This window comes from Pseudomonas sp. EL_65y_Pfl2_R96 (genome assembly GCF_963970905.1).
GTDB lineage: Bacteria > Pseudomonadota > Gammaproteobacteria > Pseudomonadales > Pseudomonadaceae > Aquipseudomonas.
Genome location: NZ_CAXAQH010000188.1, coordinates 1 through 556 on the forward strand (window position 1 = coordinate 1; position 556 = coordinate 556).

The following is a 556-nucleotide window of genomic DNA, read 5'->3' on the forward strand; positions in this document are numbered from 1 at the left end:
GGCTCATGCAGGTCGACGACGCGCTCGCGCCAGCCCTTGGCGCGCACGCCGCGCGGATGGTCGTCGCGCTGGCGCACCACGATCCGCCTGCGGCCGTAGGCGACGTCCTCGAGCTTGAGCGCAAGCGCTTCGCCCGGCCGCAGGCCACCATCAAGCATGAGGCGGACAAGCGCTACGTCACGACGGCAGCGCAGCAGGGTTACGATCGTCGCTACCTGCTCGTCCGACAGCGGCCGCGGCACCCGGCGCACCATCTTGACGGCGAGCGCCTGGCGGAGTGGTGCGCCCGATGCGATGCCCTGCAGGAACGGTCGGTGCCGATCGACCGAGCGTAGCACGGCGCGCGCCTCGACCTTGACGATCGGGTTGGTGCCGCTGGTGCATCCGGCCAGCAGCGCCCAATCATAGAACGACGACACGCACGCCAGCGCGCGGTTGACGCTGGCCGGCGCCAAACGGCTATCGGCGGCCTGCGCCGTGCCGGCAGGGTGTCTGCCGCGTGCCGGCGTGGTGCGCAGATGCAGGAGAAAAGCAACGGCGCGGGCCGGCGTCAGCG

The 556-nt window shown here is 71.6% G+C and carries 1 protein-coding gene; it reads right to left on the reverse strand.

What is annotated here, in order from left to right; all coding sequences use genetic code 11:
* Window positions 1–556 (reverse strand): tyrosine-type recombinase/integrase (locus tag AACY49_RS30145; RefSeq protein WP_339527896.1); only part of this gene is annotated, 556 nt, incomplete at both ends.